This is a genomic window from Microlunatus speluncae (genome assembly GCF_009299835.1).
In the GTDB taxonomy this organism is placed as follows: domain Bacteria; phylum Actinomycetota; class Actinomycetes; order Propionibacteriales; family Propionibacteriaceae; genus Microlunatus; species Microlunatus speluncae.
In genome coordinates, this window is record NZ_VKCZ01000014.1 from 412,209 (window position 1) to 436,438 (window position 24,230).

Genomic DNA, 24,230 nt, shown 5'->3' on the forward strand with positions numbered 1-24,230 from the left:
ATCACCGGGTGACCGTGGCCCATCCATCGGTCAGCTGCGCCTGCAGTCCGGCCGCGTCGATCTTGCCAGCGAGGAACTGCTGGAACGCGGGCGTCGCGATCTGGTCCTTCCACGCCGGATAGTCGTCGACCGACTGGAACGGCGCCTTCTTCAGCGTCCGCCCGGACGAGATGATCTGGTCCCAGCCGTTCTTGCCGCCGGTGTCGGCCAGCACCTTCTCCTGCGCCTCCTTGCTGGTCGGAAACAGCGTCTCGCCCTCGGCGACCGCGGCCAGGTTGGCCGCCTGCATGAAGTAGTTGACGAACGCCGTGGCCTGCTCCTGGTGTTCGGAGTCGGCCGACACCGACAGGGTCTGCGGGTTCGCGGCCTGGGCCGCGTCCACGGATCCCTTCAGCGGCGGCAGGGCGACCCACTCGAAGTCCTTCGGCGCGTCGGCGATGAAGGCGGCGGCCTGGAACGAGCCCTGCACGGTGAGGGCGTACTTGCCGGCGTACCAGCCGGGCAGCACCTCGCTGCCGGACTGGCTCAGCGTGGTGGCGTCGAGGCTGCCGTCGGCGGCCATCGCGGCGACCCGGCGGGGCACCTCGAGCTCGGGCTCGCCGATCTTGATCTTGGCATCCGCTCCGGTGCCGTCGAAGTAGTTGCCGCCGAAGCCGAGCCCGAGGTTCATGAAGGTGGCGGTCGGGCTCTTCAGGCCCCAGCCGATCCCGGGCTTGCCGGTCTTCTCCTTGAGCTGTTTGGCCATCGCGGCCAGGTCGTCCCAGCTCAGCTCGCCGGTGGGTACGGTGACGCCGGCGGCATCGAGCAACTTCTTGTTGGCGAAGACCAGGTAGGACTGCATCAGGGTCGGCGCGGCGATGACCGCGCCGTCGACCGTCACCGCGTCCCAGACTCCGGGCTCGACGCCGGCCTTGACCCCCTGGTCGATCGTGCCGGAAAGGTCGGCGAGGTAGCCGTCCTTGGCGAATCCGGTGACGTCGGCCGATTCGTCATGGATCACGTCCGGGGCGGTGCCACCGGCGAACTGGGTCACCAGTTGATCATGGACGGAGTCCCAGCTGCCCTGGACCAGCTCGACCTTGATCGCCGGGTTGGCCGTGTTGAAGTCCTCGACGATCTGCTTCACCGCCTGTTGCGATTCGGGCAGGAAGGCGAGCGACTGGAACTTGATCGTGACGGGGTCTTCGGGCGTGCCGGCACTGTCTTGGCTGCCACCGGCGCAGCCGGTCGCGGCGATGGCGGTGAGAGCCGCGGCGGAGGCCGCGGCAACGATGCGACGGAGTTTCATGGGAATTCCTTTCGGGCGATTCAGCCTTTGACGGCGCCGGACAACATGCCCGAGACCAGGCGGCGTTGCATGATCGCGAAGAAGATCAGGCTGGGAATGGAGGCGAGGACGGCCCCGGCGGCCAGCGGGCCGAGCCGGACCTGTCCCTCGGCGCCGACGAACAGGGCCAGGGCCCGGGACAGGGTGAAGTTCTCCGGACTCTGCAGCAGCACCAGGGCGAAGAAGAACTCGTTCCAGGCCGAGACGAAGGTGAACATGGCGCTGGCCACCAGCCCGGGTGCCAGCAGCGGGAAGATCACCGTGCGGAGCATGGTGAACCGGCCGGCGCCGTCGACCTCGGCCGCCTCTTCGAGCGAGATCGGGATGGCGGCGACGAACCCCTGCAACATCCACAGGGCGAACGGGAGGCAGAACGTGGTGTAGATCAGGGTCAGGCCGATCAAGGAATCGTTCAGTCGGAGCGTCCGCAGGATCAGGAACAGCGGGATGATGATCAACACCACCGGGAACACCTGGCTGACCAGGATGTAGCCGGTGCCGACCGCCCGCAGCCGACCCCGGAAGCGGGCCATCGCATAGGCGGCCGGCATCGCGATGGCGGTGACGATCACGGTCGTCGTGATCGACACGATGAACGTGTTCCAGGTGGCCCGGACGATGCCCTGGCTGGCCAGCGCCTCGCCGAAATTGGCCCAGTGCAGCTCGCGGGGGAGGATCCAGGTGTCCAGCGAAGCCAGCTCCGCGGAGGACTTGAGCGAGGCGAGCACCAGATAGAACAGCGGGAAGCCGAGGAACAGGATGAAGCCGGCCAGGGCGACGTATTGCAGCGTCCTGGCCACCGGATGAGTGCGTACGGCCATGATCAGTTGTCCCGTTCTGCTCTGAACTGGGTCCACAGATAGAAGGCGAGCAGCGCCACGACGACGATCACCATGACGTTGCCCATGGCCGCCGCGTAGGCGATGTCGCCGTCGCGGAACGCCGCGTTGTAGGCGAACAGCATCGGCAGCATGGTCTGGCCGCCAGGCCCGCCCTCGGTCAGCACGTACACCAGCCCGAACGAGTTGAAGTTCCAGATGAAGTTGAGCGAGGTGATCGACGTGATCACCGGCCGCAGCGACGGCAGCGTGACGTGCCAGAACCGCCGCAGTGCGCCGGCCCCGTCCATCTCGGCCGCCTCCACCGTCTCGGCCGGGATCTGCTGCAACCCGGCCAGCAGCGTGACCGTGGTCTGCGGCATGCCGACCCAGACGCCGACGACGATCGCCGCCGGCAACGCGACCTCGAAGGAGCCCAGCCAGTCGAGCCGGAAGTCGGGGTCGAAGAGCTGGATGAAGCCGTTCAACGGCCCGGAGTTCGGGTTGTAGATCATCTTCCAGATGATCGCGACGATCACCGGCGGCATGGCCCACGGCACCAGCGCGAGCAGCCGGGCGATGCCCTGGAAGCGGAGATTCGCGTTGAGCAGCAGCGCCAGTGTGAGGCCGGCGACGAGCTGCAGCAGGGTGACCCCGATGGCCCAGGTCAGCCCGATCCGGAACGAATCGAAGAACTGCCGATCACCGAACAGTTTGACGAACTGGTCGATGCCGACGAAGGCGTTGGACGAGCGCCGGCCCAGGGTGGCCTCGGTGAAAGCGAGATAGACCCCGTTCAGCAGCGGAACCACGCTGAAGATCAGGATCGGGATGAGCGAGGGGATGACCAGGGCGGCCATCTCGCGACGCCGGACGATCACCTGGCGCGAGGTGCGGCGGGGCGGTGGCGGAGGCTGCGAGACCTCGGGCGTGGGGGCGGCAATCGTTGACATCGGTCCTCTTTGATCGATCAACTGGGAGCGGAGTCGCGGATGATCAACTCCGGCGGAATGATCACCTGCTGGGCCGGCAGACTCGGATCGGCGATCCGGGCCAGCAGCAGTTCGGCGGCGCGGCGACCACGCTCGGCGGAGCCGAGGGAGACGCTGGTCAGGGTGGGCATCAGCTGACTGGCCAGCTCGGAGTCATCCATGCCGATGACAGCGAGGTCCTCCGGGACCCGGAGTCCGTGCCGGTGGGCAGCATGCAGCACCGCGGCCGCGAGCAGATCGTTGGCGGCGAGTACGGCGTCCAGACCGGGTGCCCGGTCCAGCAGTTCGGTGGCGGCAGTGAGCCCGTCGGCGAAGGTGAAGTCGGCGGCCGTGGCTCGATGCTCCTCGGCCGCCGGGAGCTCGGTCCGGGCCAGGGCGGCGGCGAAGGCCTGACCGCGGATGCTGCCCGGGGTGGTGTCGGTCGGGCCGTTCAGGAACCCGATCGTCCGTCGCCCCGAGCCGATCAGATGATCAATGGCGAGATCGACGCCGGCCGCCGAATCCGTACGAACGATGTCGTAGGGATGATCGTCGGGAAGGCGTCCGATCACGACGGCCGGGATGGTGAGCCGGTCCAGGGCGGTGAGGAAATCCTCGGTCACCCGCAATGGACTGATCACCAAGCCGTCGGAGTGGCGCCGGAGCAGGCTCTGCAGCAGCTCGATCTCGGCCTCGACCGACGATCGGGTGGACGAGATCAGGACCCGATAGCCGGATTCGCGGACCGCGTCCTCGACCGCCCGGAGCATCTGGACATAGACCGGGTTGCCGACATCGGCGACGGCGAAGGTGAGCTGCCGGGTGGCGCCGAGCTTCAGCGACCGGGCCCGCTGGTCCGGGATGTAGCCCAGTTCGGCCGCGGCCCGGGTAACCAGTTCGATGGTGCGGGCGCTGGCGATCTCGCCGTTCAGGGCGCGGGAGACGGAGGCGATCGAGACCCCGGCCCGGGCGGCGACCTCGTGCAGCGTGACCTTCACGTCGTCCTCCTCCCGGGATCGTTGTAAACGTTTACAACGCGTGCTTCAGGATTGTGCTCCGCAGCCCGAGCGCTGTCAAGAGGAACGGTCCGGCAGATCCCGGTACGCTGTCTGGGTGCCTGGGCTCCCTGTGACCGAACGACTGGTGATTGCGATCGACGGGCCCAGCGGGTCCGGCAAATCGAGCACCTCCCGAGGCGTCGCCGATCGGTTGGGCCTGGCCTATCTCGACACCGGGGCGATGTATCGCGCCGCGACCTGGCTGGTGCTGCACCACGGACTGACCGACCCGGACGTCGTGGCCAGCCGAGTCGCCGCGGCAGCGATGGACTTCGTCACCGATCCGTCGGCTCCGACCATCAGCATCGACGGCACCGACGTGACCGAGGCGATCCGCGCACCCGAGGTGTCGCGCGCGGTCAGCTCCGTCGCGACCAACCTGGCCGTGCGCCAGGATCTGGTGGCCCGGCAGCAGGCCATCGTCGCGGCCGCCGAGCACGGCATCGTCGTCGAGGGACGTGACATCACGACGGTCGTCGCGCCCGATGCGGACGTACGGGTGCTGTTGGTGGCCGATCCGGCGGCTCGGGTCGCGCGGCGGCAGGCCGAGCTGGGCGACCGAGTTGATCATGCCGCGGTCACCGATCAGGTGATCCGGCGCGACCGGGATGACTCGACCGTCGCCGCCTTCACCGAAGCCGCCCCCGGTGTGACCGTCGTCGATTCGACCGAACTCTCGCTGGAGCAGGTCATCGACGTGATCTGCGGCTTGGTGCCGGAGCACTCCGGCGCCTGATCTTCCCCGCCCCGAGCCTGCCTCGGGCACCCACATTCTGTTACTGACAAAGGAAAATGCCGATGACCGAAATTGCGACCGACCCTGCCCCGGCGGTACCGGTCGTTGCCGTCGTCGGCCGCCCGAACGTGGGCAAGTCGACGCTGGTCAACCGCATCCTCGGTCGCCGCGAGGCGGTCGTGCAGGACGTGCCGGGCGTGACCCGGGACCGCATCTTCTACGACGCCGACTGGAACGGGCGCCGGTTCGTGCTGGTCGACACGGGCGGCTGGGATCCGGACGGGGCCGGGATGGCCGCGCGGATCACCGAGCAGGCCGAGCTGGCCGTCGCCACCGCCGACGCGGTGGTGTTCGTGGTCGACGCGACGATCGGCACCACCGATGACGACGAGGCCGTGGTGCGGGTGCTGCGACGGAGCAAGAAGCCGGTGCTGCTGGCGGCCAACAAGGTCGACGATGTGCGCGGCGAGGCCGAGGCGGCGAGCATGTGGAACCTCGGCCTGGGCGAGCCGCATGTGGTGTCCGCGCTGCACGGCCGCGGCTCCGGTGATCTCCTGGACGCGGTGCTGAAGCTGCTGCCCGAGGCGCCGCGGGACACCGGCGCGGAGGTCGGCGGACCGCGCCGGGTGGCGTTGATCGGCAAGCCCAACGTGGGCAAGTCGAGCCTGCTCAACCGGGTCGCCGGCTCCGACCGTTCGGTGGTGGACGACGTCGCCGGGACCACGGTCGACCCGGTGGACGAGCTGGTCACGCTGGCCGGGACCACGTACCGGTTCATCGACACGGCCGGGATCCGTCGCCGGATCAAGGAGGCGACCGGGCACGAGTATTACGCCAGCCTGCGGACCCAGGGCGCGATCGAGCGGGCCGAGGTGTGCGTGGCGCTGATCGATGCCAGCCAGTCGGTCACCGAGCAGGATCTGCGGATCCTGTCCAACGCCGAGGAGTCCGGCCGGGCCCTGGTGATCGCCTTCAACAAGTGGGATCTGACCGACGAGGAACGGCGCCGCTACCTCGATCGTGAGATCGAGCGGGACCTGAACCAGTTCGGCTGGGCCAGCAAGATCAACATCTCGGCGCAGACCGGCCGCAGCGTCGACCGGCTCGGCCCGGCGATCGAGGAAGCGCTGAACGGCTGGGAGACCCGGGTGCCGACGGCGAAGCTGAACGGCTTCCTCGGCCGGATCGTCGCGTCCCATCCGCACCCGGTCCGCGGCGGCAAGCAGCCCCGGATCCTGTTCGGGACGCAGGCCCGGACCGCCCCGCCGACCTTCATCCTGTTCACCTCGGGCCAGCTGGATGATCACTACCAGCGGTTCGTGGAGCGGCGGCTGCGCGAGGAATTCGGATTCATCGGGTCACCGGTGCACGTCCACGTCCGGGCCCGGGAGAAGCGTCGCGACCGGTGACCACCATCTCGGTGGTCATCGCCGATGATCATGCGATGGTCCGGGCCGGCTTCGTCGCGCTGCTGTCCGAACAGTCCGACCTGGAGGTCGTCGGCCAGGCCGAGAACGGTGCCGAATGCGTCGGCCTGGTGGCCCGGCTGCGGCCGGCCGTGGTGGTGATGGACCTGTCGATGCCGATCATGAACGGGATCGAGGCCACCCGAGAGATCGTCCGCGAGTCGTCGTCGCGGGTGTTGATGCTGACCACCTACGACACCGATGACTATGTGTACGAGTCGATCCGGGCCGGGGCCAGCGGTTATCTGCTGAAGGACTCGCCACCGGGGGAGCTGATCAACGCGGTCCGGGTGATCGCGGCCGGCGATGCGCTGTTGGCGCCGTCGATCACCCGGCGACTGATCGAACAGTTCGCCGCTTCCGGCGGCCCGTCCGCACCGCACGGGGCGGCGCTGGACCGGCTCACCGAGCGGGAGCGGGACGTGCTGGTCGCGGTCGCCCGCGGCCTGTCCAACAGCGAGATCGCCAAGACCTTGTTCATCGCCGAGCAGACGGTGAAGACCCACGTCTCGCGGATGCTGACCAAGCTCGGTTTGCGCGATCGGGCCCAGCTGGTCGTCGCCGCGTACGAGTCCGGGCTGGTCACGCCGCGGCAGTGATCATCCGCCGCGGCCGAGTGCCGCGGGCGAGCCTCAGTGCGACGGCGAGGCCGAGGGTGGCCAGCGCGGCGGAGAGCAGCGAGAACCCGGCGATCAGCACGGTGCCGACGGCGACGATCGCCAGCAACACGGCGGCGATCATGATCGGCAGCGCCCCGAGCCGACCCCGGCGGCTGGTTTCGTTCCCTGAGCCCGTCGAAGGGCCGTCCTGAGCTTGTCGAAGGGGGTGGGCCGGGTGGGTCGGTCGGTTGGTTCGCCCGCCTGGTGTCGGCCGCCCGCGCTCGAACCGACCCAGGGCGCGGGCCGCGATGATCATGCCCACTGCGATCGCCAGCAGCCAGAAGCCGCGGGTGAACCACCACCCGGCGCTGAGCGGCTCCGGGAACGGCAGCCCGGCGGCCAGGATGATCAGGGCGATGGTCACCAGCACCGACATGTGCCACAGATAGATCGTCATCGCCCGGTCGTTGATCGCATCCACCAGGGTGCGGATGGTCGGCCGGTGCGTCAGCCGCTCCAGGGCGGGGGCGGCGAGGGTCAGCAGCAGACCCTGGACAACGCCCAACAGCAGCAGGCAACAGGTCGGTGGGTTGAGGTTGTCGATCAGGTTGGGAGAGTAGCCGGCGTACCCCACGACCATGATCAGCACGAGCAGCGAGCCGATCACCGCGGCCGGAAGTTGCCGCCGGTCGATCCGGCGGAACCAGCCGTCGGCGTAGCCGAAGCCCAGCTGCTGGACGGCGAGCCAGACGAAGACGAGATTGAGGAAGCCGACGGCCTCGATGCCGGTGCCGAAACGGAGGACGTCGACCACGACGGCTCCGCCGGCGAGGACCGCCAGGGTCCGCTTCGGGGCGCTCTCGTGCAACCGGACCATGATCGGCACCAGCGCGGTGACCCCGAGATAGACGCCGAGGAACCACATCGGCTGACCCATCCGGAAACCGACCTGGGCCAGCAGCTCACCCGACACCCCGAGCAGCATGGCCAGCCCGAACCCGGCCGCGATGACGGCGAACGTGATCACGGCCGGCCGCGCCAACCGCTCCAGGCGGGCGCGCAGATAGTCGCTCGGGCTGGCGCCGCGGGACCGCAGCCGGCGCCAGTGCGTGATGCTGGCAAAGCCGCCGACCAGGAAGAACAGCGGCATGATCTGGACCAGCCAGGTCAGCGCGGCGAACCACGGCTGTCCGTGGGTGGCGTCGGAGACCGACAGCTGCCCGGCGTCGACCGTGATGCCGGCCATGAACGCGTGCAGGCCGACGACGATGATCAAGCAGCCGGCCCGGACCAGGTCGACCACCCGGTCTCGGCCCGCGCCGGAAGCTGCTGGGGTTGATGTTGATCTTGCTGTGCTGATTACGGACACGGCCGGTCTCCATGATCACGAGGGATGCGGACACCGGCAGGTTAGGCTCGGGGAGACGGCCCGAACGTCCTGCTGTGGAGTGGTTCTCCGGCCCGTACCGGAGTAGTTGCAGATCCCTTCAGCACCCGGCGCTGGGGCTAGCCGGGACAGCTGCTGGGGCTAACCAGAGTCGGTGGCGAAGTCGTACGCCTCGCCGACCAACTCCAGCAGCTCCTCGTCCAGGTCGTCGATCGAGCGCAACGTGAAGTGGTGATACACCCGGGCGGCCATCGGCTCGGCCAGCGGAAGCAACCGAGGATGCTCGACCGGGCCCGGCAGCCAGAGCGTCAGCCGCACCGTCTTCGCCCGAGGCCGGAACTCGGCGAGCTTACGATCGGTCTTCAAGAACACCCCGACCCGCACCGCGTCCTCATGCACCGGCCCGCACCGCCGCAACTCCCGGCTGATCGCCGCGTAACACTCCCGCATCCACGCCGGCGCGCCGGCCAGCGACGCCTCCACCGTGGAACCCGGGACACAACTGTGGCCCTGACCCACGGCCGCGAACTCGCGATCACAGCGAGGGCAGATCCACCGTGCCATGCCGGCCATTCTGACACCGCGCCGCCGAACCGGTAACCGCGTTGGGCCTCCCGGCCGGCGCATAGTAGAGTTCCGGCTCGTGGCCCACGCTCGGCGCGGGACCACGGGCTGTGGCGCAGTTTGGTAGCGCACTTGACTGGGGGTCAAGGGGTCGCAGGTTCGAATCCTGTCAGCCCGACAACGCATGATCGACATTCCGCACCTTGTCAGCCCCGCTTTCGGCTCGCCAACGGGATCACGTTGGACGGAGTGTTGGGGTCGGGCTTGTACCCATTTTGTGCCCACCAAGCCGCATATTGAGCGCCAGCACGGGCAAGGCGGGCGCGGTCCGGGTGCAAGTACCTGGCGGTGATCGCAGGGTCAGAGTGACCGGCGACCCGCTGGAGGATGTCTAGTTCAATGCCACTATCGGCCATCCACGTCAGCGCCGTGTGCCGCAGACCATGCCGGACCAGGCCCGGGAAGCCGAGATTGGTTACGAGGGTGTCCCAGTCGGTGGCATCACGCAGGGTGGCCGTGGTGATGACCCCGCCGCGCGGGCCAACCAGGAGCCGAGCGTCGGCCGGTCGACCGAAGGTGAGCCGTTCGAGCGTGGACCGCAGTGGATCAATGATCGGCACGTCCCGCGTACGCCGACCCTTCGTTGCCTTCGTCACCAACCCGCCGCGACCGGGATAGGTCTGGCGCACAACGGGAACAATGCCCTGATCAAGATCAATATCACCGACGAGCAGCCCGGCAACCTCGCTGATGCGCATAGCGGTCGTGGCCAGGATGACAACAACGTCGCCCCAACACTTGTGTTGACCCTTCTTGACCGCAGCATCCGCGAGTCGGTTGAGCGTCTCCACGTCGGGCAGCGCCAGGTCGCGAGGGTTCGCCACGTCGTCATCGGGCTGCCTGCCGACGGTCTTCCGTCTAGCCCGGTCCCGCGCAGGGTTCCGCTTGAGCAGTTCATCCCGCACGGCTTCGTCCAGCACTAGGACCAGCGCTGCGACCGTGTTCTTCACCGTCGACCGGCCGCACTCGACTTCCCACCGGTCAATGATCCGGTCGACGAGACCAGCCGTGATCATGCCTACGCCGATATGCCCGAGGTCCCGTTTCACCCGCAAATTGATGCCAGCCCGATACGGGTCCGCCGTGGACGTGGGGTCAACGGTCCGCAGCCAACGATCACCGATCGACCCGATGTAGTCGGCAAGGGTCTGGCCGGTATCAATTCCCGTCGCTGCCACCTGGGCCATTTGATCGCACCAGGCCTGCGCCCCGTCCCGAGTTGCGAACGTCTCAGTCGTGCCGTCCCGCTTGCCAGTGGGATCAGTCCACCGCGCCCGCGCACGGAAACGGATGCCACGCGGGCCGGATCGCTCGAAGATGTCGCAGTGGACCGCAACGCCCAGCGGCGGAACCTTCCGGGTCATGACGCGAGGCGACCCTGCTCACAGCGCTCGGTTGCCCAGGCACTGAGCTGGCTCAGCGGGTAGCGGTAGACGTTGCCCACCTGGACATATCGAGGTCCGACCCCATCGAGGCGCCACCTGCGGATCGTCGACGGGTCGACCCGCAACAGCTTCGCTACTTCCTGGGTGGTCAGGAACTCTTCCATGATCATCTTCTCCCGTAGTCAGTTCAGACCGATTGTCGAATTAATGCCCGGTTGGGGTCCGGCCCGCTTGGCTTCGTCGTACTGGGCTCGCCATCGGTGGCGTTGGTTGACGGCCGGGCCGATCACATCGAGATAGGTCGGGCGGTCGGCGTCATCCAGCTTGACGACTTCCCACCGGTAGCGGGGTTCGCCGTTGTCACCGGGTGCGGTTGCCGAATACTCGTCCGGCTCGGGCATGTCGATACCAGCCGCGGTGAGGACCTGGCGCACGACTTCGGCCCGGTCGGCTCGGTGATCGGCCAGGGTCTTGCCGGTCCACCGTCGCGAGACGAGAGCGCGGCGACCGCCATAGCCGAGGTTCTCGCGGCGGTGGGCCTTGCGGCGGCAGTGTCCGGGTGTGGTCTTGCCGTTGGCGTCCTTGGGCTGGACGCCGTAGCGGAGCCAGTTCCCGCATTCCGGCGCACAGGGCAGGATGCGGACCTGAGCGTGAAGCCGGTCCAGGTGATGGGTCCGGGCTACGGCGGTCGGGTCATGATCATCTTCGGGACCGGAGAGGGTGTCGCTGACGGACTTGGTGAGGTACTTGCAGAGGTAACCGATCACCTTTTCGGTGCGGTCTGATCCGCCGATGAGCCAGCGGTGATCGACCTGCGGACCGAACCGGGTAACGTGCGCCGGCCGAGCAGCCGGGTCGGCGTCGATCGCGTCCAGCGCTTCATCCCAGGTGGGGAGAGCGCGACGGGTGAACCGGTCCACGAAGGTCTGACGGTCGGCATGCCAGACCGGCATCCGGGCCGGGTCGGTGTAGACGGGGGTGTCGTGGGGTGGCCACCAGAGTTGGTGATAGGTCGCGGCGACGACCTGGCGCAGCAGGGTGCCGGTCATGGCGCCACGGGTGGCGACGTGCAGGTGCATCGCGCCGCGCCGTTGGGGCTCGACGGTGGCGAAGTACTGCATTTCGAACCCGGCGACGCGGCGCATGTTCTTCCAGAGCCGGTCTGCGAGCTTGCCGAAGTGGAGCACGTCGAGCGCCGCACGGCGGTAGTCGTAGCGGTGGGGGAACAGGGGCGTTCCGGCCAGGGGCGAGCCGGGCCGGTGGTGCTCGCCGCAGCGGCAGCGGCCGGTTTCGGCGTGGACGGGGCCGTAGCTGCCGAGGGTGACGGTGAGGAACATCGACGGCCGGTAGCTCTGCCCGTTCGGGGAGGTCATCTGACGGGCGACGGTGCCGTCGCGGTGATCACCCTTCGGCAGGTCGGGCATGTCTTGACGGCGGCGGGTCGACCGTACCCGGCGATCCTGATCTTGATCGTCGTCGTCGGCCTGGTCTTGATCGTCGTCGGGGTCTTCGGTGGTGTCGTGATCGTCGGTGTCGGGTTCGGTGTCGAGGTGCCAGCCCTCGCGGCATTGGGTCATCCGTAGTTTGCGGTTACGGTCCGCGCACGGCGGGCACCGGTCGGCGCGGGTCGTGCCGCAGGGGATGGGCACGATCCGGGTTTCCCCGGTCGCGGTGTCGATCAGCCGTTGCAGGACCGGCCGGACACAGACGCCGTGCTTGACGGCAAGATCGGTCAGACCTTGCACGCTCGGCGCCTGGCCCGCGATGTCGCGGTTGCGGGCGTCGGCCAGCTCGGTAACGGTGGCGGTTTCCATGATCACGCCGCCAGCGGTTCGGTCGCCGGGACCCGGCCGAGCGGGAGACCGGAGCCGAGGTCGGCCAGGATCGCATCCCTGTCGGCCTCGGTCGTGCCGCCCCAGATGCCTTGCTCACCGACCAGGAGAGCCCAGGAGAGGCACTGACGGGCCACCGGGCACCCGCCGCATACCCGGCGAGCTTCGAAGGCGGCAGAGGCGTCCTGATCATCTTCGGGAAACCAGTCGTCGGGGCGACCGTCACGGCAGGCAGCACGACGGTGCCAGGATCCGGAGGCGAGGTCGACCAGGACGGCCCGGTGATGGGCGAGCAGGCCGGGCAGGAACGGCAGCGGAAGCTGGACCGGCTCGGTGATCATGATGCGACCAGGTGCAGATCGGGCAGCGTGCCGCGCGGGGCGTACTGCTGAGCGAGTTGGATCACGTCCGGGTCGCTGATCCAGGGAAACCGGATCCGGGCCGCTTCCGGCTGGGTCTCGACCAGGACGTAGCCGGTGCCGGGCATCGAACGGGGGATGAGGTGACAGGCTGCGCCACGGTCGCGGGCGCCTTCACCGAGCAGCATGGTGGTGTCGTTGGCTTCGTTCAGTCGCAGCCCGATCCGGATCGGGAGCAGGCCGCGTTGCGGGAGGACTTCCTTGCGGGGGTCTTGCAGCGCGGCGACCACCAGGCAGCCGGGGGCGCGGCCCTGAGAGAGCAGGATGCCGAGGGCGGCGCCGATCCGTTCGCGCATCTTGCGGTCATCGACGTAGGCGGTTAGCGCGGCAATCTCATCGATGATGATCACGTAGAGCGGTTCTTCGACGCTCGGCACGTGGAGCCGGGAGTTGCCCTGCATCCGGGCGAGCCGGGCGCGCATGATCGTTCCCGCATCCTCAAGGGCGACCGCGAACGCTTCCAGGGTTTCGGTCGCGGTCTTCTCCGCGTCGTCAGGATCGGCGCTGATCAGCTTGTGGAACATCGGACGGCCGAAGCCGAGTTCAATGCCGCCCTTCGGGTCCAGACCGATCAGCCGGACCCGGCCCGAGCGGACAGCAGGACCGAGGCCCTTCACCAGCGACCACAGCACCGAACCCTTACCGGCACCCACAGCACCACCGATCAGGATGTGGTTACCGAGCAGCGGCAGCGTGAATAGTTGCCGATCTTCGGTCCACGCGATCGGCACAGCCGACAGGTCAACCGTGTCCGCGCCGGACAGTTCGGACTCGATATCGGGTTCGATCGGCGGGGCGCCGTCAGCGAGCGGGTCTTCGACCAGGGCCACGAGGTCGATCAGTTGCCGCTTGCCGGGGCAACTCGCGATCCGGACCTGCTCAACGTCGAATGCCTGCGCCAGCCGTTCCGCCGACAGTGCCCAATCGGCCATGGTCTGACCGCGCAGCAGCCGGACCCGTACCCGGTCAGTGTGGGCGGTGGAGCGGACCCGGACCAGCTTCGGCAGGTCTTCGTTCTCACCGACCATCCGGGACAGACCGGTGATCGACATCGCCGGTTGCCAGCGACGCCGGTAGACCAGGATGCGGCGGCACTGACCCCGGACCGGCCCGGCGACCCAGCGGCCGAACGAGGACGGCCAGCGGAGCCGCCAGCCAGTCAGAGCAGCACCGACCAGCACCATCGTGGACGCACCGGTCACGACCATGACCGTCTGACCCCACCGCAGCCCCACGGCGACCAGCGCGGCCAGGAACAGCAGTGGCAGCCACAGCAGCGGAGTGGTCACAATGAGCTTGATCAACCGGCCCAGGGCACCCAGGACCGCGCCCGCAATCTGCCACCCGACCGCGATACCGATCGACTCTTTCCGCACCTTCACGGCTTCCTTGCGGCGGCTCATGACTTCATCCCCGTTTCAAGATCAACAAGGATCAGGGCGGGCTGCTGCAGCCGGTGAGCCTCGGCGTCCCATCTCATCCCCAGTTCGACCAGGGCCGCGACCAGGCGGTCAACGTCCGTCCTGGACTTCGGCATCAGGACCAGTTCGCCTCCGTCACCGATGTCCACGCTGCCGATGACCCGCCCTGAGATCGAGGACTCGTGCACACCCGGCACGATGGGTGTTTCGTCGTCGAAGATCACTGACGTGCGGTGGTAGGTGCTCATCGCTGGCCTCCGATCTTGATCATGGAGTCGTCTTCGCGTTCCAGGTGTTCCTGTAACTGGTCGGCGTAGTCCCGCATCACGTCGGCCAGGTGCCGCACCGCATCAACATCGGGCGGGGTGACGGTGCGGGTGCCTGACGTGAAGGTCAGGAAGAACCGCGAGGTCCACACCGACAGGATCGGCGGGGCCGTCGGGTAGGACACACACGCGGCCGTGATCGGGGAGGCCAGCGGCACCCGCAGGCTGACCGGTTCCATTACGCTGCCTGCCCTTCAGGCTTCGCACCCTGACCAGCGGCCCGGCCCGGCTTGTCATCGGCCAGCCGCTCAGCCCGCCACGACTCCCGCAGACCACCGCCCTTGGTGACGTTGGCCGAGCACATCAGGTCAACGAACTCGACCGGAGTGAACGCCTTGACACTCGGCTGCGCATCAGCGCCGACCTGCACCGGAGCGGTGACGGTCACGTTCTTGCCGAACGACACCGACTGATAGAGAACCTCGACTTCCCACAGCAGCATCCCGGTGTCGGCATCACGGGCCTGCTGATCGGACTGACGCCGACCGTTCGGCGTGTCCATCCACTCATTCACCGGCGTCACGTTGCCGGTCGCCACCATCTGCTGACGCTTGCTGTCTACCGCGTAGATCGCCATTCGGACCACACTCCCGCTAGCTAGGTTGCTGTTGGATCAACTAATACTGATCCTAACATGTACCTAGGTCGCTTGTCTAGGGTCCTGCGCGGCCTATCTAGGTAGGTGGGCTAGGGTTGCGCTATGCAACGCCTCGATCCAGACGACACCCGCCGCCCGAACGTCCAGATCGCCGGGTCCCTGCGCGCGGCCATCCTCACCGACGAGTTCAGGCCTGGAGAACGCCTGCCCTCCGGCAAGGAGTTGGCAGCGTTCTTCGGTGTCTCGGTCATGACCGTTCAAAACGCCATCCACACGCTGCGTGACGAGGGCTTCGTTGACACGCGGACCGGAAGCGGCGTGTACGTCCGTGCGCAGGCGAACCTTCCAGTGGAGGAGGGAACCAGCCATCCGCTCGAAGGTCTCGCGTCCTTCTTGTTCGAAGTTGGCCACTTGAAGAATCTGAAGCGCGCCGGGTGGGTCATGCTCGGCGTACCACAGCCGGAATCGGTCGCCGACCACACCTTCCGAGTAGGCATTATCGGGATTTCGCTGGCGCAGATGGCTGGTGCCGATGTCGGGCGAGTTGCGGCGCTGTGCCTCATGCACGATGTACCCGAAACCCGCGTAGGTGACGTCGAAGCTGTGGGCCGTGCCTACGTCACTACCGCCAAACCGGAAGCCATCACCGCGCATCAAACCGCAGGTATGCCGGTAGAGACCGGGACAGTGTTTCAAGACCTTGTAGCGGAGTACGAGGCCCAAGACACCGTTGAAGCGCGGATCGCCCGGGACGCTGACAAGATCGACGTCCTGCTCCAAGCGATCGAGTATGGAAAGCAAGGGTTCGCCACCGATGAATGGCGCGAGAACGCGATCAACGCTCTGCGCACCGAGTCAGGTAAGCAGCTAGCCCAAGCCGTCAGTCTGACCGATCCGACCTGGTGGACCATGTTCGGCGCTTCGTACGCCGAACTTCGCTCCAGCACCCGCGCCGCCCAAACCCGCAAGGCCTGAGCCTGAGCGGCCACTGGCAACCAAGCTGTCGAATTGACCTCTCTTAGATCAAGGGCGGCGCTCCGCGCCGCCTGCGGTCGGCTCGCTTCCGCTCCGCTCCCGCTCGCTCGACCCGCCCGCCATTGGAAGTGGACCGTGATTGGGATGGGTCTTGACGTCGCGTTGCCCCGTCCCCCTTCGTAGGACCAGTGTTTGGCCTCCACTCCACACGTCAAGGGCCACAGACGAGTTCCTGACACCCGATCCGAAACGCCTTCGTGTCCTAGTCCAGGCGGTGAGCCGGTAGACCGTGGACCGCTTGGTCAGGCCGTGTCCATTGCCGCAGAGTGAGTCAGCGTCGGCAGGTGTCGACTGGACGCGTTGAGTGTGGATGTTGTTGATCACAGACGGGGCACCAACCGTTTCGGATCGGGTGTCAGGAACTCGTCTGCTCTTACCCTTGACGTGCTCCGTTCCAGCCAAAAACGGGCGCCTACGAAGGGGACGGGGCAGGTGTGGCGAGGGTCAGAACTCGTACCCAATTTGGTCCCAACGGCATGCCTACCGGTGCATTCTGAGCCTAAATGATCATGGAACGTAACGCACTGACAGGGTCGGCGCACTGACCCAAGCCACCTGGGGGTCAAGGGGTCGCAGGTTCGAATCCTGTCAGCCCGACATTGCATGATCGAGATTCGGTACCTCGTCAGCGCCGGTTTCGGCTCGCCAGAGCGATCACGTTGGACGGCAGGGTGTGGCATCGCGAAGCGTGGCCGTAGTGATCACGCCGCCCCGAGGACCGACGAGCAGCAATCGTGGTCATCCTCGTCCACAGCCCGTCGCTCGTGACCCGTCGAATTGACCTCTCTTGGATCAAGGGCGGCCCTCCGGGCCGAGTGCGGCCCGATCCTGGATTGCGGCAAGCCAGACATTCATTTCCCGTATCTGAATCGCGCGGTCAATCGCGATGAAGCACGCCAACGCCGACCCGGCGATCAGGACGGCAACCGGCAACACGGCTTGCGGCATGATGCCGACCTTCGGATCCAAGCCCGGCCAGATCACGTAGAACGACACCAGCAGCGCCGATCCAGCGCCACTGACTGCGGCCACGGTCCAGGCCAGCACCGGGCTCTTCCGAGCGATACCGACCAGGACCGCGGCCGAGACCTGGCGGCGCTTGGACTCAGCCGCGGTTTCACGATCACTAGGGCCGGGGCTCATCACCCCATGGTGACAGACCAACGCCCTGCAGTTGGGCTTGAACCTTGCGGTGCCCCGTCCCCGTCGTAGGACCAGTGTTTGGCCTCCACTCCACGCGTCAAGGGCCGCAGACTCGCTCTGTTCCAGCCAAAACGGGCGCCTACGCGGGGCCGGTGTGGCGAGGGGAGAGAACTCGTACCCAGTTTGGTTCCAACGGCACACCTCCCAGACCCTGGGGGCCTAAATGATCATGGAATGTGATCCGGCCGCACGGTCCAAGGTTCAGCCCGAGTCAACTGGGGTCAAGGTGTCGCAGGTTCGAATCCCGTCAGCCCGACACTGCATGATCGACATTCCGCAGCACCGAGGGCTGATTCGCGGAGTCCGGTAACACGGCAAGAGGTCTGGCTCAGCGTTGCCGGGTCCTGCCGTAACGGTTGGCGAAGATGTCGCGCACCATGCAGATCTGCGTGCCGTGGTGACTGACCTCGTTGAGCATCGCCGCGAGGGCGTGGTCGCCGCGCCCCCAGGGATGTCCCGGGTAGTCCCGCTCGAGCAGCTCGTCGGTCGTGGTCTCGAGCGCTACCTTGAGCGCGGCCCAGCCGTCGTCGAATCGCGCCAGGCCCTCGTCGACCGTGGGGATGACCGTGTGGCTCCACATGCGGTTGTAGACGTCTTGGGTCGGGGTGGTGGGGCCGCCGACGATCTCGAGTTCGGCGAACAGGCCCGGCGCCGCGCCGAAGTGGTTGAGCAGCCAGTTGATGGTGGTCATGGGCATCACGACCGGCCGGCCCTCGTACTCGTCGGTCGCGAGGTCCCAGTCGCACTCGACGACCCACTGGCCGCTGTCATCGCCGCCGGCGTGCTTGGTCCGTTGCTCGCCCCGCGGTCGGATGCCCCACGCACCCGGGTGCGGCTCGAAGTCGAGCTCGTCCTGGGTGAGGTCCTTCCGCGCCCGGTCGAGCGTGTAGCTGTCGATGAGTCCCATCCAGGTGAGGAACAGCTCGGCGCGCTTGCCCGTCATGGCGCCGAGCTTGGCACGCCCTTGCGGCGTGCGGCAAGGCTGGACCGACCCGGCGCTGGTGCCGGTATGACAGTCAGAGTGGCTTGCGCCAGACCGAGACGTGATTGCTGCTCTCGGACGTGAACGCGGCTCGATGCCAGTCAGCGAAGCGTGACTCGAGTTCAAGCCCCGCGAGCTGCGCCATCAGGTCACATTCGGCCGGCCAGATGTAGCGGAAGCTGCCGGAGCCGTGGCGGAGAGTGCCGTCGGAATCGCGATAGTAGTTGTGAGTCGTACAGTGTTGGGTCGCCAGGTCGTACGTGTCGAACGTGGCATGATCATCGCCGACATCCATCGGCACCGCCTGCTGTCCGGGCGGGAGGCGGCGGATCGGCGGCACCCACAGCTCGATCACGAAGCGGCCGCCGGGTTTCAGGTGTCGGGCCGCGTTGCGGAAGCACTCGACCTGGCCTCGGCGGTCTTCTCACTCCACACTTCGCTGTTCGTCATCACCGTCAGCCTGACCGTGACCGGCGCCGTTGTCGACCGGTTTGTCGTCAGCCGTCGATCACGGCGATCGCCTCGACTTCGACCAGGTAGCCGGGGGACAGCGACTCGACTCCCACCAGGGTGTCGGCCGGCTTGTGATCACCGAACAGCGTCACGCGGGCTGCTTCGATCGTCGGCAGGCACTCGTCCCGCTGATAGCCGACGACGAAGATCGTGATCTTGGTGACCTGGTCGGGCCGGGCGCCGGCGGCTGCGAGCGCCCGGCCCAGGTTGGCGTACACCTGACGGGCCTGGACTCCAAGATCACCCGGGCCGACGAGGTTGCCGTTCTCGTCTTCAGGTTCCTGGCCGGCGACGAAGACCAGCTTGCTTCCGGTCGCCACCACGACCTGGGTGTAGGTCGCGGGAGTGGGCAGGTCCGCTGGATTGATGAACTCGAGCGTCATGGTGATGATCTCCGGTGGTCGGCGAAGTGGTCGGGGCTCTGGGAACGGGTCTGGGGACTAGGGAAGGTACACCCCCGCCCGAGCTCCAAAGGCCTCCATCCTGGCTCGTGCTGTGACACCGTGGGGCCATGACCGTCAAGATCGTGTACGAGACGCACTCCTGGAGCGAGGACAATGATCGCGGCGCCGCCTCGGGGTGGCGGGGGAGTCGGCTATCGGCCCGGGGCCGGCAGGCCGCTGAACAGCTGGGCGCGCGGCGGCACGACGACGGGCTGAGCGCGGTCTTCGCCTCCGACCTGACCAGAGCCGCCGAGACCGCCACCGTGGCGTTCGCCGGCTCGGACACCCCGATCCTGCTGGACTGGCGACTCCGGGAATGTGACTTCGGCGACCTGAACGGAATGCCCGCGGCTGACTTGCATCACGGCATGGCCGAGCACCTCGATCTGCCCTATCCGGGCGGGGAGAGCTGGCGGCAGGCCGTCGAACGCGCAGGGCGCTTCCTCCAGGACCTTCCGTTGCGCTGGTCAGGCACCCGCATCTTGATCATCGGCCACGTGACCACGCGCTGGGCCCTCGACCACTTCGTCGACGGCAAGCCGCTGGAAGAGTTGATCAACGCCGACTTCGCCTGGCGGGAGGGATGGGAATATCGCCTCGATCTGTAGCGCGGCAGACATTCCGTAGCGTCACATCGCGCGGTCGCACGGCCATGATCAGCTACAGTCGGGCCAGGGCTGAGCGGAGGAAGTCGTCCCGGCGGTTGATGATGCCCGGCTGGTCCAACGGGTCGCCGGCTTCGTCGAAAGCGGGCCAGCCGGCCATGTCGGCCGGAGTGTTGAGCGCGGCGACGGCGTCCCAGTAGGCGACGTCGGTCGCCTGGCGCCCGGCCTCGCGTTGCCAGCCGTCGAGGACGTGGTCGGCGGCTTCGAGGCCGTACTGATGGGCCATCTGCATCCGCAGTTCGCCCAGGTCCACGCCGGGATCGCCGGCCCCGGCGTAGCGCCAGTCGATCAAGGCCGTGCAGCTGTCGCCCTCCCAGCGCATGTTGCCGCCCCAGACATCGCCGTGGACGAAGACCGTTGCGCCGCTCGGCCGGCCGAGGTCCCGGATTCGGTCATCGGCGAGCTGGAGCAGCGGAGTCATGGGTGGCACCAACGCAATCCGGCGGGCGCGATCCTCCGACCACCCGGTGAGTTCGCACAGCGCGGCGACGATCGCGTCCTGCTCGCTCTCCGCCGTGGCTCGAAATGCAGTGGCCCAGCGTCGTTCCATCGCCCGATCGACCGGCTCCGTGGGCCGGACGCGAAGCGGCAGTCCCGGGCCCGGCTCGAGCCGGACCGCGTGGACCTTCGCGATCGCGGCACCGGCCTCACGAAGTCGCGCCGGCGTGACGGATCGGGGCAGGGTGCTGTCACCCGGCAACGCCGTTTCCAAGATCACGGCCCGGCCGAGCAACGTCCCCTCGAGCTCGACGCCGAGCAGCCGTGGTGCTGAGATTGCGTGTTCGGCAGCGACCTGCAAGGCCGCGGCCACGGTGGTCAACTGCGCCGAGCCCGGTCGACCGAGCCGCAGCATGGTGTTGCGTACGGTTCCGTGGTGCTCGATCCGCAGCCACCACGGACCTCCGACATCGTGCATCGCCTGGACGTCGAGGACCCGAGCGCCCGGCCCCACCCTGCCTTCCGCCCAGGCCAGCTCCGAAGCGTTCGGGATCATTCCACGGCCTCCAGTCTGAAGATCAACAGCGTAACTCGCGCCGGCCCGGCGACTTGATCATCGGTCCGACGCCGCGACGTCGATGACCTCCTTGTCCCCGGCGCTCCGCCCGGCAACGATCACCGCCGCCCGCTGCCAGGGCTGATCGCTCTCCAGGAACGGCAGCTCCTCCCGCATCCATTCCTCCCAGAAGCCTTCGACCGCGGCGGCGTCACTCCTGACTCCCTCGTTCAGATCCCGCGCGATCCCGCGCTCGCGGGCATCATCGAAGTCGGATTGCACCCAGACGACGGCATGGGCCCACGCCGCGATTTGCCCGACCCGCGCCGACACCCTCCACGATCAGGTCCCGGTCCGACTCGATCGTGATCGCGCCGCCACGACCATTCGGAGCCCAACCCGGCGGCTGATAGCGCACCGGCTCGTTCCGCCGCACCGGCCTGATCACATTCTCGATCAACTCCGAATCCCAGCCGAGGATCGAAAAATTCCACGCCACATCATCGGTGTGGACCACCATCGATCCAGGCAGCACCATCTGGAGTCGGCCGGCCAGGGTGGTCTTCCCGCCGGCGCTTCGCCCATCCACCAAGATCACCCGATTTCCCGCCTCCCGACCTGGCAGGCCGAGACGCTCCGGCAGCTCCCGCACCGAGAGACGCTGCCAGTTCGTGATCACGGGCTCCGCGGAACCTTCGGGCGGTTTCATGCGCACCATCATGCGCGAAGGAGAAACGCCACACCCCACAGCTTGCCGATCATGCGGTAGACGTGCCAGAGGCAGTCGGCGAGCATGATCCGGTAGTTGGCTGCGCCGTACCGATCGATGTAACGCTGGGGTGTCCGGAGCAGTCGCGCAGCGTGGGTCAGTCTGCGCCCGGCCGAGCCATCGCGCTCCTGTCCTGCTTCTCCCCATTCACTCGCGTAATCGACGCGCTGCCGGATTTCGAGCCCGGCGACCCTGATCGCTTCCTCGACGTCGGCGGGCCGCAGCTCCCTGGCCGGCCCGAATCCCAGCTCCTGGCTCGCGAGCCAATGCGCCTCCACCGCAGTCATCGCCGGCCCGGTGAGCACCTGGTAGATCAAGCCGACCGCGCCCGGACGGAGCACCCGGCGGAACTCACGCATCGCGGCGATCGGATCGGTGAAGGTGATCACCTCCTTGCACCACAACACGTCCACGGATCGGTCGGGCAGTGGGATCGCCTCCGCTCGCCCGAGGTGAACGTCGATCCGATGGTCAAGTCCCTCGGCGGCTGCCCGATCCTTGGCCTGCTGCACATTGATCGGCGACGGATCGATGCCATGAACCTGCAACCCGAACCGGCTCGCCAGCCGGACGGCATCTCGGCCCCGGCCGCAGCCCACGTCGACGGCGATGCCACCCACAGGCGGGTCGGCTCCGGCGAGCAGATCGCCGAGGGAGTCAGGCCCGCGGAGTGTCAGGCTCTCGTCGAGGAATCGGCCGAACTCCTCCTCGATCTCGCCGAAGTCCGCACCGATCTGGTCGGCGTCTTCGGTCGCGGCGGTTGAGCCGGCCGCGAAGATCATTTCGACGTCCTCGTACCGAGCCGACTCTTCGAACGGCAACGGCTGCGTCATCGTGGCTCCCTTCTCGATTGGTCTCACCGTGGACCGGGGGCTGCGACCGTGCAAGCGAATTTGCCGAGTCGACGTCCTCCGTGCTCGTACCCGATGCCCGTAGGGTCGAGACCGGCGTCAAGGTCTGACGCGGAACCGAGGAGGTCGCTGACCATGGCTGACGAGGTCCTTGATCGCCTCACCGAATGGGCGATCGAGCGGGCCGGGATCCACGCGGTGATCCTCACCAGCACCCGTGCGATACCCGGTGCGGCACTGGACGCATACTCCGACTACGACGTCGTCCTCGTCGTCGACGACGTGGTGTCGATGGCGCAGAACCAAGACTGGCTGGCCGATTTCGGCGACCTGCTGATCAGCTATTGGGATCCGGTCAACGTGAACCCCGAGACCGGAGCGGTCTGGGTCGGCAGCGTGAACAACTATGTCAACGGTCTGAAGATCGACTTCGGTCTCTGGTCGCCCCAGCGGTTCGTCGATGTCACCACTCGGCCCCAGCCGCACCCGGAGTTCGATGCCGGGCATCGCGTGCTGATCGACAAGATCGGCCTGACCGGAGGTCTGCCAGCTCCGACGTACGCGGCGTACATCCCCGAGCGCCCCGACGAGCCGACCTTCCAACGCCTGATCGTCGACTTCCTGATCGGGGTCCCGTACGTCGCGAAAAGCCTGCTCCGGAACGAGTTGCTGCCTGCGAAGTGGGTCCTCGACTGCGACATGAGGTCGAACTACCTGGTGCCGATGCTGGAGTGGCGGGTCGAATGTGATCATGACTGGTCGCTGAAGACGGGGAGCCTCGGCAAGGGACTCAAGAAGTATCTCCCGGCCGACACCTGGGCCGAACTGGAGAACACGATGACCGGCCCGGCTCCGGAGGACAACTGGGATGCCCTGTTCACCATGGTCGCCCTGTTCGCCCGACTCGCCCAGGAAGTCGCGACCAGGCTCGGCTACCGGTATCCGTCAGATCTCGTGGACCGGGTCACGGAACACGCCCGCCAGATGCGGCAGGGCGACTACGCGGCCGGCCCGCGATCACCGGGTCAGTCCGGCCAGACGTGAACTCGCACTGCCAAGTGTCGGTCACTCTGCCGCGTCGCCGCCCTCGGCACAAGATCAAATCCGGATGTGAATCGCAGCCTTGAACGTTAGTGTCGGTTCATGCCGAAGCTCTGGATCACGATGGCCGGACCGGCCGGGATCGGCAAGTCGACGTTGGCCGACGGCATCACGGGCGACCTCTGGCGTCAAGGCAGTCCGGTCGAGGCCTTCGGCGAGGAGGAGTTGTTCACTCGCGCCGAGTTCGCGGTCGTTGCCGAGGGTTTCCGGACGGGGCACTATGCCGGCGCTTCCCAGTTCGAGGATGCGTACGGCGCGTGGTTGGCGAAGCTTCCCGACGAAGGCGTCGGGGTCATGGACTGGTCGCCGGCCGGCATGGTGGGCGACCTGCCGTGGGCCTTGGCCGACCGGCCGGGCTACGTCAGCCACCTTCGCACGGTGGCCGCGATGGTGAGGCAGCGAGTGATCATGTTCGAGCTGAAGGGGCCGGTCGGCCTGGCTGTCGAGCGGGCCGCGGCGGAGCGGGGTGAGGACTGGCTGGTCCGCTACGACAAGGTCGCCCGCGCGGCCGGACACCGCCAACCGGAGCGGCTGGCTCGGATCGGAGCTTGGGCGGAGCGGCACGGCGTGGCCACCGCAGGTGAGATCCAAGCGGCGCGGGAGGCGGGATGGTCGGTGCACGCCATCGACGCGACCCGATCACCGGCTGAGGTTCGAGCTCAGGCGATCGGCGTTATCGAGGCGTGGTCGGAAGATCATCAGTAGCC

29 protein-coding genes and 1 tRNA gene are annotated in these 24,230 nt (G+C 67.4%); 8 read left to right on the top strand and 22 right to left on the bottom strand.

Going from position 1 to position 24,230, the window contains the following annotated elements; all coding sequences use genetic code 11:
• Position 1: 1 nt before the first annotated feature.
• The 4 genes from FNH24_RS18645 to FNH24_RS18660 are packed head-to-tail and all read right to left on the bottom strand — an operon-like array spanning position 2 to position 4,114.
• A complete protein-coding gene (locus FNH24_RS18645) occupies positions 2 to 1,288 on the bottom strand; it encodes an ABC transporter substrate-binding protein (protein WP_152363710.1) in 1,287 nt (428 codons plus the stop codon).
• Positions 1,289 to 1,308: 20 nt separating this feature from the next.
• Positions 1,309 to 2,148 (bottom strand): carbohydrate ABC transporter permease, encoded by an 840-nt coding sequence (locus tag FNH24_RS18650; protein WP_152363711.1) that lies wholly within the window; start codon positions 2,146 to 2,148, stop codon positions 1,309 to 1,311.
• Positions 2,149 to 2,150: 2 nt separating this feature from the next.
• A complete protein-coding gene (locus FNH24_RS18655; protein WP_152363712.1) occupies positions 2,151 to 3,098 on the bottom strand; it encodes a carbohydrate ABC transporter permease in 948 nt (315 codons plus the stop codon).
• A gap of 17 nt (positions 3,099 to 3,115) precedes the next feature.
• Positions 3,116 to 4,114: a LacI family DNA-binding transcriptional regulator gene (locus tag FNH24_RS18660; protein ID WP_152363713.1), complete on the bottom strand. Its 999-nt coding sequence runs from the start codon at positions 4,112 to 4,114 to the stop codon at positions 3,116 to 3,118.
• 115 nt (positions 4,115 to 4,229) lie between these two features.
• Between FNH24_RS18660 and cmk the strand changes: the two genes are divergently transcribed.
• The 3 genes from cmk (at position 4,230) to FNH24_RS18675 (ending at position 6,975) form a co-directional block, all read left to right on the top strand.
• On the top strand, positions 4,230 to 4,910 hold the full coding sequence (cmk, locus tag FNH24_RS18665) for a (d)CMP kinase (RefSeq protein WP_246186961.1): 681 nt from the start codon (positions 4,230 to 4,232) through the stop codon (positions 4,908 to 4,910).
• A 62-nt stretch (positions 4,911 to 4,972) separates the two neighbouring features.
• Positions 4,973 to 6,319: a ribosome biogenesis GTPase Der gene (der, locus tag FNH24_RS18670; protein ID WP_246186962.1), complete on the top strand. Its 1,347-nt coding sequence runs from the start codon at positions 4,973 to 4,975 to the stop codon at positions 6,317 to 6,319.
• Entirely contained in the window at positions 6,316 to 6,975 is a 660-nt protein-coding gene (locus tag FNH24_RS18675; RefSeq protein WP_217428301.1) for a response regulator, read from the top strand. The genes der and FNH24_RS18675 overlap by 4 nt, the downstream gene beginning before the upstream one ends.
• Here FNH24_RS18675 and FNH24_RS18680 read toward each other — a convergent pair.
• Positions 6,959 to 8,278 carry an acyltransferase family protein gene (locus tag FNH24_RS18680; RefSeq protein ID WP_161606197.1) on the bottom strand — a complete coding sequence of 440 codons (1,320 nt, stop codon included), beginning with the start codon at positions 8,276 to 8,278 and terminating at the stop codon, positions 6,959 to 6,961. The genes FNH24_RS18675 and FNH24_RS18680 overlap by 17 nt on opposite strands.
• Before the next feature lie 225 nt (positions 8,279 to 8,503).
• Complete coding sequence (locus FNH24_RS18685; RefSeq protein ID WP_152363717.1) at positions 8,504 to 8,926, bottom strand: DUF5655 domain-containing protein; 423 nt, start codon at positions 8,924 to 8,926, stop codon at positions 8,504 to 8,506.
• A gap of 104 nt (positions 8,927 to 9,030) precedes the next feature.
• Here FNH24_RS18685 and FNH24_RS18690 point away from each other — a divergent pair.
• Positions 9,031 to 9,104, top strand: a tRNA-Pro gene (locus FNH24_RS18690).
• A 28-nt stretch (positions 9,105 to 9,132) separates the two neighbouring features.
• Here the strand turns inward: FNH24_RS18690 and FNH24_RS18695 are convergent.
• The 8 genes from FNH24_RS18695 to FNH24_RS18730 are packed head-to-tail and all read right to left on the bottom strand — an operon-like array spanning position 9,133 to position 14,946.
• Positions 9,133 to 10,350: a site-specific integrase gene (locus FNH24_RS18695; RefSeq protein WP_152363718.1), complete on the bottom strand. Its 1,218-nt coding sequence runs from the start codon at positions 10,348 to 10,350 to the stop codon at positions 9,133 to 9,135.
• On the bottom strand, positions 10,347 to 10,535 hold the full coding sequence (locus tag FNH24_RS18700; RefSeq protein WP_246186963.1) for a helix-turn-helix domain-containing protein: 189 nt from the start codon (positions 10,533 to 10,535) through the stop codon (positions 10,347 to 10,349). Before FNH24_RS18700 ends, FNH24_RS18695 begins: the two co-directional genes overlap by 4 nt.
• 18 nt (positions 10,536 to 10,553) lie before the next feature.
• Positions 10,554 to 12,185: a replication initiator gene (locus tag FNH24_RS18705; protein ID WP_246186997.1), complete on the bottom strand. Its 1,632-nt coding sequence runs from the start codon at positions 12,183 to 12,185 to the stop codon at positions 10,554 to 10,556.
• 2 nt (positions 12,186 to 12,187) lie between these two features.
• A complete protein-coding gene (locus FNH24_RS18710; protein ID WP_152363720.1) occupies positions 12,188 to 12,544 on the bottom strand; it encodes a WhiB family transcriptional regulator in 357 nt (118 codons plus the stop codon).
• On the bottom strand, positions 12,541 to 14,025 hold the full coding sequence (locus FNH24_RS18715) for an FtsK/SpoIIIE domain-containing protein (protein WP_152363721.1): 1,485 nt from the start codon (positions 14,023 to 14,025) through the stop codon (positions 12,541 to 12,543). Before FNH24_RS18715 ends, FNH24_RS18710 begins: the two co-directional genes overlap by 4 nt.
• Positions 14,022 to 14,291, bottom strand: coding sequence for a hypothetical protein (locus tag FNH24_RS18720; RefSeq protein WP_152363722.1), 270 nt, complete (start codon positions 14,289 to 14,291; stop codon positions 14,022 to 14,024). Before FNH24_RS18720 ends, FNH24_RS18715 begins: the two co-directional genes overlap by 4 nt.
• Positions 14,288 to 14,548 (bottom strand): hypothetical protein, encoded by a 261-nt coding sequence (locus tag FNH24_RS18725; protein ID WP_152363723.1) that lies wholly within the window; start codon positions 14,546 to 14,548, stop codon positions 14,288 to 14,290. Before FNH24_RS18725 ends, FNH24_RS18720 begins: the two co-directional genes overlap by 4 nt.
• On the bottom strand, positions 14,548 to 14,946 hold the full coding sequence (locus FNH24_RS18730; RefSeq protein WP_152363724.1) for a hypothetical protein: 399 nt from the start codon (positions 14,944 to 14,946) through the stop codon (positions 14,548 to 14,550). The genes FNH24_RS18725 and FNH24_RS18730 overlap by 1 nt, the downstream gene beginning before the upstream one ends.
• 123 nt (positions 14,947 to 15,069) lie before the next feature.
• Between FNH24_RS18730 and FNH24_RS31995 the strand changes: the two genes are divergently transcribed.
• Positions 15,070 to 15,942 (top strand): HD domain-containing protein, encoded by an 873-nt coding sequence (locus tag FNH24_RS31995; protein ID WP_152363725.1) that lies wholly within the window; start codon positions 15,070 to 15,072, stop codon positions 15,940 to 15,942.
• Between the two features lie 852 nt (positions 15,943 to 16,794).
• Here the strand turns inward: FNH24_RS31995 and FNH24_RS18740 are convergent.
• From FNH24_RS18740 to FNH24_RS18755, 4 genes are all read right to left on the bottom strand, one after another.
• Complete coding sequence (locus FNH24_RS18740; RefSeq protein ID WP_152363726.1) at positions 16,795 to 17,145, bottom strand: hypothetical protein; 351 nt, start codon at positions 17,143 to 17,145, stop codon at positions 16,795 to 16,797.
• 388 nt (positions 17,146 to 17,533) lie between these two features.
• On the bottom strand, positions 17,534 to 18,148 hold the full coding sequence (locus tag FNH24_RS18745; RefSeq protein ID WP_152363727.1) for a DinB family protein: 615 nt from the start codon (positions 18,146 to 18,148) through the stop codon (positions 17,534 to 17,536).
• 73 nt (positions 18,149 to 18,221) lie between these two features.
• Complete coding sequence (locus tag FNH24_RS18750) at positions 18,222 to 18,542, bottom strand: hypothetical protein (protein WP_175047890.1); 321 nt, start codon at positions 18,540 to 18,542, stop codon at positions 18,222 to 18,224.
• A gap of 142 nt (positions 18,543 to 18,684) precedes the next feature.
• Positions 18,685 to 19,083 (bottom strand): RidA family protein, encoded by a 399-nt coding sequence (locus FNH24_RS18755; protein ID WP_152363728.1) that lies wholly within the window; start codon positions 19,081 to 19,083, stop codon positions 18,685 to 18,687.
• 128 nt (positions 19,084 to 19,211) lie between these two features.
• On the opposite strand from FNH24_RS18755, the gene FNH24_RS18760 reads away from it, so the two are divergent.
• Positions 19,212 to 19,751, top strand: a complete 540-nt coding sequence (locus tag FNH24_RS18760; RefSeq protein ID WP_152363729.1) for a histidine phosphatase family protein — start codon at positions 19,212 to 19,214, stop codon at positions 19,749 to 19,751.
• A 52-nt stretch (positions 19,752 to 19,803) separates the two neighbouring features.
• Here FNH24_RS18760 and FNH24_RS18765 read toward each other — a convergent pair whose 3' ends face one another.
• The 4 genes from FNH24_RS18765 to FNH24_RS18780 are packed head-to-tail and all read right to left on the bottom strand — an operon-like array spanning position 19,804 to position 22,353.
• Positions 19,804 to 20,802 carry a phosphotransferase family protein gene (locus FNH24_RS18765; protein ID WP_152363730.1) on the bottom strand — a complete coding sequence of 333 codons (999 nt, stop codon included), beginning with the start codon at positions 20,800 to 20,802 and terminating at the stop codon, positions 19,804 to 19,806.
• A gap of 57 nt (positions 20,803 to 20,859) precedes the next feature.
• On the bottom strand, positions 20,860 to 21,084 hold the full coding sequence (locus tag FNH24_RS18770) for a hypothetical protein (RefSeq protein WP_152363731.1): 225 nt from the start codon (positions 21,082 to 21,084) through the stop codon (positions 20,860 to 20,862).
• Positions 21,065 to 21,511 (bottom strand): nucleoside/nucleotide kinase family protein, encoded by a 447-nt coding sequence (locus FNH24_RS18775; protein WP_152363732.1) that lies wholly within the window; start codon positions 21,509 to 21,511, stop codon positions 21,065 to 21,067. The genes FNH24_RS18770 and FNH24_RS18775 overlap by 20 nt, the downstream gene beginning before the upstream one ends.
• An 8-nt stretch (positions 21,512 to 21,519) precedes the next feature.
• Positions 21,520 to 22,353, bottom strand: a complete 834-nt coding sequence (locus FNH24_RS18780) for a class I SAM-dependent methyltransferase (RefSeq protein WP_161606198.1) — start codon at positions 22,351 to 22,353, stop codon at positions 21,520 to 21,522.
• Between the two features lie 204 nt (positions 22,354 to 22,557).
• Between FNH24_RS18780 and FNH24_RS18785 the strand changes: the two genes are divergently transcribed.
• Positions 22,558 to 23,466: an aminoglycoside 6-adenylyltransferase gene (locus FNH24_RS18785; RefSeq protein ID WP_161606199.1), complete on the top strand. Its 909-nt coding sequence runs from the start codon at positions 22,558 to 22,560 to the stop codon at positions 23,464 to 23,466.
• Between the two features lie 99 nt (positions 23,467 to 23,565).
• On the top strand, positions 23,566 to 24,228 hold the full coding sequence (locus FNH24_RS18790; protein ID WP_152363735.1) for an ATP-binding protein: 663 nt from the start codon (positions 23,566 to 23,568) through the stop codon (positions 24,226 to 24,228).
• Positions 24,229 to 24,230: the final 2 nt, after the last annotated feature.